Here is a 7,020-nt window from a genome sequence, read left to right on the forward strand (position 1 = left end):
ACTAGAGCGCCTTCACTACGGGGATCTGCACAGTCTCGTCCACCAGCTCGGCCCGGCGAAGGCCGCCCCCGCGGACCCACAGCTTGTAGGCGACGAACAGCAACACCAGCCAGGTTCCACCCACGTACAGAGCAACGCGGGTGTCCTCGAAGACGCCCAGGATCACGATCACCATGGCCATGAACGCCATGGTCAGGATCGATGCTGCGGGCCAGAGCGGCGAACCGAACTCCGACGCCGGCAATCCCTTGCGCTTGATCTCCCGCTTCATCGCAACGTGCGAAGCCAGGATCATCACCCAGACCCACACGGTGGCAAACGTAGCGATCGAGGCGATGAGCACAAAGACATCCTCCGGAATGACGGCGTTCAAAACCACGCCCACCAGCAGGATGCAACCCATCATCACCACGGTCATCCAGGGAACACCATGACGGGAAATCTTGCCGAAGCTCTTGGGCGCATGTCCCTGTTGGGCCAGTCCGAACAGGATGCGGCCAGCGCCGAAGATGTCACTGTTGATCGCAGAGAGAGCGGCCGTAATGACCACGGCGTTGAGGATATGGGGAGCCGCGGGGATGCCCAAGCCATCGAAAATTTGGACGAACGGGCTGCCGCTGCTGCCAATCTCGTTCCACGGGAAGATGCTCATCAGCACGCCCAGGGTCAGTACATAGAAGAGCAGCACGCGGACCGGAACAGTGTTGACTGCCTGCGGGATGACTTTCTTGGGATCGGCCGCTTCGCCCGCGGTGATGCCGATGGTTTCGATCCCGCCAAAAGCAAACATCACGACGGCGAACGCGGCCAGGAGCCCTTCGAAACCGTTCGGGAACAAACCGCCATGGTTCACAAGATTCCCCAGTCCCGGTGCCACTCCACCGCCGTCGCCCGTTTGGAAACCAAACACCACGATCGCCGCGCCGCCCACGATCATGGCAACAATCGCCACCACCTTGATGAGCGAAAACCAGAACTCCAGCTCACCGAACACCTTCACGCTGAGCAGGTTCATGGCACCCAGGAACAGGATGATCGCCAGCACCCAGATCCATCTGTCCACCTGCGGGAACCAGAAGCCCATATAGATACTGAAGGCCGTGACGTCCGCGATGGCCACAATCGCCATTTCGAATACGTAGGTCCACCCCGTCACAAAGCCTGCGAACGGTCCCAAATATTTGCTTGCGTACTGGCCGAAGGAGCCCGAGACGGGGTGTCGGACAGCCATTTCACCGAGTGCACGCATCACCATGAATACGGCTGCGCCGCCGATGATGTAGGCCAGCAGGACAGCGGGGCCGGCTTTCTGGATGGCGGATGCGGAGCCGTAGAAAAGGCCAGTGCCGATCGCAGATCCGAGTGCCATGAAACGGATGTGGCGGACGTTGAGGCCTCGGCTGAGCGCCGTACCCGCGGCTTGGAGCACAGAGCTCTCCGTAGCCAGCTTGGTTTGTTGCATAGTAAAACCTTCTCGTCTTTGGGAGGGGATCGCTATCCAGCAGATCACTTTAAGGACCCTTGTGATCGGACTCACGGGGCATTGGTGTCTTTGATCGCAGACAGTGGGCTCAGGCCCGTTCTGGTGGTGGTAAAAGTCATAGTCTCCGTTCGGATATGATGACCGCGGACAGCTCATCAAGCCGGTCAGGCATCCCTCGCTTTGGCGTCGCCCCCAGTGAAATAGGCGCTGCCACCGCATCCTGACTTGGGGGACCCTTGATCTCTGCATTCCGCGCTACCCGGCGCCATGTTGCTGCCGCTCTTGTTGCCGTTGTTGCTGGGGCTTCTCTGCTCTTCGCCACTCCTGCGCAGGCCTACGACATTCCCGATTTTGAGGTCCCGAACGCCTCGCAGGCTCCTGTGCCATTCGTGGAACGGGCTGCCGATGCCGCAGGTGTTCTAGGGCTGTGGAGGGCCGGTGGTCCGGCAACCCGTGCCGCTGCCGCAACCGCGTTGGTGGGTGGACCGGAGGTGCTACAGGCATTTATCGACGGCGGACAAGACGTCCCGCTGGCAGCGGACCCCAAGCAACTGGTCACCCGGCTGACGGAGCAGGGGAGCGCGCACGTACGGTCATCTGCGAAAAACATCCTGGCAGCGAATGATCCGGCAAGCATCGATGCATTCCTTGCCACAGGGTGGGCCAAGACGTGGGAAGGCGACCTCAAAGTTGCTGCGACTTTCTTCCAGGAATACGGCAACATTCATGTAGAACGCGCCGCTTCCGAGAGCCTCGACAACGGCAATGAAGCTGTGGAGCAGTTCGTTCTTGAGGGCTGGCGGCAGGCCGCCGAGGGGCAGGACCGGCAAGCGGCGTATGGACTCATCGCCTCCGGGATCCCTGCTGTTTCTTCTGCTGCCAAGGCATCGCTGGCAACCGACGACGCTGAAATCGTTGCTGACTTCCTGCGCTACGGGCAGTTCGTCGCAGCAGACCACCACAATGAGACCGCAACAGTGACAGGGCTGCTCCAACAGGTCAAAGCCGATATCGCAGCTAATCCCAACGGAACAGCAGCGGTTGCTGATCGCGCGATGGCCGCCGTCGGGAAGGCCAAAAGCACGGCATCAGCTGCGAGGGCAGCTGACACCGCGCGATTGATGGCCGACTGGAAGTTCCAGAGTTCGCAGGCGGTTCCGCGCGCTGTCATCGACGGTGCCAGCATGGCGGCCAAGAAGCCATTCCAGGAGGCTTTTGGAAAAGCAGCCAAGGAGGTGCCGGGTCTTCTCGCCAGCCTGACGGCGCCCGGAGCCGACCCTGACCTTCTGATCAAGGAAGCCCGTCAAGCCACCCTGGATCTCGCATTGGTGGGTACTCCTGGGGTCCGGAAAGCCGCGGAGGCTGCGCTGCTGGGTGGCGACGCCGCGATCAAGGACTTCGTCGCCGTCGGACACGATGCTGCCTTCGAGCTGGACGGCCCCGCCATCCTTGACGACAGAATCCGTGTAGCCCAGATCCACGCCACGGGCGGAGCGCATGTGCGCCAGGCCGCCTCCAACGCTGCCAAATCCGCCAGTCACGCAGATGTCCGCACCTTCCTGGAGTACGGATTCGCAAGTGCCCAGGACCTCGACAATCGCATCCTCGCCTACCAGAGGCTGGACGACGCAGCCCTGGAACTGCGGGTAGCCGCCAATGTTGCCTTGGAGGGCAGCCGGGCTGATGCGCAGGCATTTGCCACAGCGGGCCAGTTCGCCGCCCTCGACCGGGACAACGCCACAGCAGCCCACGTCGCTTCCATCGACGCCATGCTCGCCGAAGTCACGGGGCTGGCGGACAAGGCCACGCTTGACGCTGCGCAGGCGGCTGAAGCTGCTGCAGCTGCGGAGGCGGCACGCGCCGCGGAGCAGGCACGCCAGGCCGAAGCCGCCCGCCAAGCTGAAGCCGCCCGCCAAGCTGAAGCCGCCCGCCAGACTGCCGCGGCCGCTGCAGGGGGCCAGGCCGCAGCCAGCCAGGTTGATGTCTCGCAGCACTCGGGTACGGGAGTAGCCCCGATAGTTGTTCCGTGGCCGCGGGACAATGCTCCCGCCGTCGGACTTCCTGAAGCCGCGCCGACGCAGGACGCCGCTGCAGAGCCGGTAGCGGTTCCCAGCATCTCGGTCCCGCCGGCCACGGCCAACGGGGATTCGCCTTCGGTTGACTCCGGGTCCCAGGAAGCCGCCGCACCCTTGGCTGTCTCCTCTGCCGGGCTGAGCGGTTGGACCATTGCCCTGATCGCAGGGCTGGTCCTGGCCGCTGCCGGTGCCATCACGTTCCTGCTGCGCCGCAAGGGTTCACCGGCGAAGGGCTAGGCTTTCACCGCACTGGATTCGGATGTCTGATATCCCGGACACCCATGAATGCCAGGTGACTGGCGCAAGCTGGCTGTTCGGTGCACGCTTGAGTACGGGATACCGGACTGGTCCGGTTCGGGGTTCCCTTGAGGTGCGAGCAGTGAGGAACCATGACAACCACGCCATTGGCACAAGGCAAGGCCACGTCCAAGGTCCCTGCCGCCGAAAACACGCTGCGCATCCTGAAGCTGCTGGCTTCACGCCGGGGTCCCATGGCGGCGTCGAATATTGCCACGGCGCTGGGCCTGCCGCGCTCCAGTGTGTATCACTTGCTCGGGGTGATGGAGGCCAACGGCTTTGTCCTGCACCTGCATGAGGAACAGCGCTACGGGCTGGGTATCAGCGCCTTTGAGCTCAGTTCGGCCTACTCCCGACAGGAACCACTTTCGCGTCTGGGCCGGCCGATGCTTGCGTCCTTGGTTGACGTGATCGGTGAGAGTGCGCACCTCGCTGTGCTTCACGGCCGCGACGTGCTCTACATCGTGGAGGAACGTGCCAAGAACCGCCCCAGCCTGGTCACCGACGTCGGAGTCCGCCTTCCCAGCCACCTCACTGCCTCCGGCCGCGCGATCCTGGCGGCCCTGCCAAAGTCGCAGGTCCGTGCCCTTTATCCCAATGCCGCAGCCTTCACGTCCCGGCATGAGGTGGAGTTCCCCATCATGAAGTACTCCGCTTTGTCCTCCCACCTGGACCAAGTGCGGCAGCGTGGGTACGCCACGGAAAACGGCGAAATCACGCCGGGATTCGGCTCAATCGCCGCCGCTGTGACGGACCATGTTGGATGGCCGACGGCGGCAGTCGCCGTGACGTTTCTCGAGGACAAAGTGCCGGCTGAGCAATGGCCGGTCCTCGCTGCGCGCATCCGGAAAGCGGCCGACGAACTATCGGTGCGGATCCACGGCCGGCCGGCAGGCTAATCCCTCCGGGAGGCTAGGCAGGTCCTGGCGTATCGTGCTCAACCAGTTTGCGGAAAGTCTCGAGCTCCCCTTGGAAGCTGCCCCGGTAGGATCCGAGAGAGAACAGCCGCCCGAAGATCGCTGAAATGAATCCCCGGGTCACGAACTCCTGCTGGATGCGTGTGGCATCGCCCTCGGGCGCAAAGGTCACGTCTGACTCGCCCTTCAGGATTGCGTTGCCGAACCGGGTACGGATGTGCCGGGGCCTCTCCACCTCAAGGATCCGGGTAGGGCTTGCCATGCGTCCGAACCACACGGTGTAGCTACTGCCGGCCTGGTCCATGGAGCCCACCCTGTCGGTCACATGGGTGACCCCTCCGATCCACTCCGGGAACCGGTCCAGGTCCGTCCACACTGCGAAGACGCGCTCTGGCGGCGCCGCCACGAGCGTGGAGACTCGGTACGTTGCCATGGGTCCAGCATGCGCTCATCGGCCCCTGAATGCGAGGGGTGGCGCTGCTTGAAAACAACGGCCGGCGCTGCCACAACACAGCGGCCGGCGGGTGACACTGACGGGCTGGCATGCGTCTGTAATCCCGGACAGCACCCTTCCAAAAGCCGTTCCGGCCGCTCGGCAAAGGGGCTTTAGTAGAAGCAGAAGATCTTTCCACCACACACTTCCCATAGACGAAGGAGTCACCATGGCACCCGCCGATTTCACTTCTGGTGCCCGTCCGGTCAAGGCCGCCCGGGGTACCGAACTCACTGCCAAGTCGTGGCAGACCGAAGCGCCGTTGCGCATGCTGATGAACAACCTGGATCCCGAGGTCGCTGAGCGTCCGGATGATCTGGTGGTTTACGGTGGCACGGGCCGTGCTGTGCGTTCCTGGGCTGCTTTTGATGCGATTACCCGGACTCTGGAAACCATGGAGAAGGACGAAACGCTCTTGGTTCAGTCGGGCAAGCCGGTGGGTGTGTTCCGCACTCACGAGTGGGCTCCCCGGGTGCTGCTGGCCAACTCGAATCTGGTGGGGGATTGGGCGACGTGGCCTGAGTTCCGCCGGCTCGAGGCTGAGGGTTTGATGATGTATGGGCAGATGACGGCCGGGTCCTGGATCTACATCGGTACCCAGGGCATTTTGCAGGGCACGTACGAGACCTTCGCCGCGGTGGGGAACAAACTCGCTGCCGAGGGCCGTCACCCGGCACCGGCTGCCGAGGGGTCCGCCGAGGGCCCGTTGGCGGGGACGCTGACGTTGACGGGTGGGTGCGGTGGCATGGGCGGGGCCCAGCCGCTGGCGGTGACCCTGAATGATGGTGCGTGTTTGATTGTGGACGTGGACGAGACCCGTCTGCGCCGCCGGGCGGGGAAGCGGTACCTGGACGAGGTCGAAACGGACCTTGACGCCGCGATCGCGAAGGTCCAGAAGGCGAAGGATGAGCGTCGTGGCTGGTCCGTGGGGTATGTGGGCAACGCCGCCGAAGTGTTCCCGGAGCTGCTCCGCCGCCACAAGGCTGGGGAGATCACTTTTGATGTGGTCACCGATCAGACGTCCGCGCATGATCCCCTGTCCTACCTGCCGGAGGGCATCACGGTGGCGGAGTGGCATACCGAGGCTGAGGCGGATCCGGAAGGGTTCACCAAGAAGGCCCAGGCCTCGATGGCCCGCCACGTTCAGGCGATGGTGGAGTTCCAGGACGCCGGCGCTGAGGTCTTCGACTACGGCAACTCGATCCGTGACGAGGCCCGCAAGGGCGGGTACACCCGGGCGTTTGAGTTCCCCGGTTTCGTCCCGGCCTATATCCGTCCGCTGTTCTGTGAGGGCCTCGGCCCGTTCCGTTGGGTTGCTCTGTCCGGGGATCCGGAAGACATCGCCGTGACCGATGCAGCGATCAAGGAGCTCTTCCCGGAGAACAAGCACCTGCACAAGTGGCTCGACGCCGCGGCGGAGCGGGTGGAGTTCGAAGGCCTCCCGGCACGTATTTGCTGGCTCGGGTACGGCGAACGCGCCAAGGCCGGGTTGTTGTTCAACCAGCTCGTGAAGGAGGGCAAGGTCAAGGCCCCGATCGTGATCGGTCGTGACCACCTGGACTCGGGTTCGGTCGCGTCCCCGTACCGGGAGACCGAGGCCATGGCGGATGGTTCGGATGCGATTGCTGACTGGCCGTTGCTCAACGCCCTGATCAACACCTCCTCGGGTGCTACCTGGGTGTCCATCCATCACGGCGGCGGTGTGGGTATCGGCCGGTCCCTGCACGCCGGGCAGGTCTCCGTCGCTGACGGCAC

5 protein-coding genes are annotated in these 7,020 nt (G+C 63.7%); 3 read left to right on the top strand and 2 right to left on the bottom strand.

Translation table 11 applies throughout. From position 1 onward, the window contains the following. Position 1: 1 nt before the first annotated feature. Positions 2-1,462: an amino acid permease gene (locus BLW08_RS19610; protein ID WP_091327416.1), complete on the bottom strand. Its 1,461-nt coding sequence runs from the start codon at positions 1,460-1,462 to the stop codon at positions 2-4. Between the two features lie 257 nt (positions 1,463-1,719). Here BLW08_RS19610 and BLW08_RS19615 point away from each other — a divergent pair, with 257 nt between their 5' ends. Beyond that, a complete protein-coding gene (locus BLW08_RS19615) occupies positions 1,720-3,795 on the top strand; it encodes an ALF repeat-containing protein (protein WP_091327418.1) in 2,076 nt (691 codons plus the stop codon). A gap of 152 nt (positions 3,796-3,947) precedes the next feature. Beyond that, the gene (locus BLW08_RS19620) at positions 3,948-4,754 is read left to right on the top strand and encodes an IclR family transcriptional regulator (RefSeq protein WP_091327420.1); all 807 of its coding nucleotides are present in this window, start codon (positions 3,948-3,950) and stop codon (positions 4,752-4,754) included. A 13-nt stretch (positions 4,755-4,767) separates the two neighbouring features. Here the strand turns inward: BLW08_RS19620 and BLW08_RS19625 are convergent, their stop codons facing one another. Next, positions 4,768-5,205: an SRPBCC family protein gene (locus tag BLW08_RS19625; RefSeq protein WP_091327423.1), complete on the bottom strand. Its 438-nt coding sequence runs from the start codon at positions 5,203-5,205 to the stop codon at positions 4,768-4,770. Positions 5,206-5,434: 229 nt separating this feature from the next. Here BLW08_RS19625 and BLW08_RS19630 point away from each other — a divergent pair. Then, positions 5,435-7,020, top strand: a 1,586-nt coding sequence (locus BLW08_RS19630) for a urocanate hydratase (RefSeq protein ID WP_091327425.1), incomplete at its 3' end; no start/stop codon positions are given.

The organism is Arthrobacter sp. cf158 (assembly GCF_900106835.1).
Classification (GTDB): domain Bacteria; phylum Actinomycetota; class Actinomycetes; order Actinomycetales; family Micrococcaceae; genus Arthrobacter.

What these genes read in the sequence shown, in the direction of transcription:
- BLW08_RS19620 (WP_091327420.1), top strand. Translation starts at nt 3,948, where the DNA reads ATGACAACCACGCCATTGGCACAAGGCAAGGCCACGTCCAAGGTCCCT.
- BLW08_RS19610 (WP_091327416.1), bottom strand. Translation starts at nt 1,462, where the DNA reads ATGCAACAAACCAAGCTGGCTACGGAGAGCTCTGTGCTCCAAGCCGCG.
- BLW08_RS19625 (WP_091327423.1), bottom strand. Translation starts at nt 5,205, where the DNA reads ATGGCAACGTACCGAGTCTCCACGCTCGTGGCGGCGCCGCCAGAGCGC.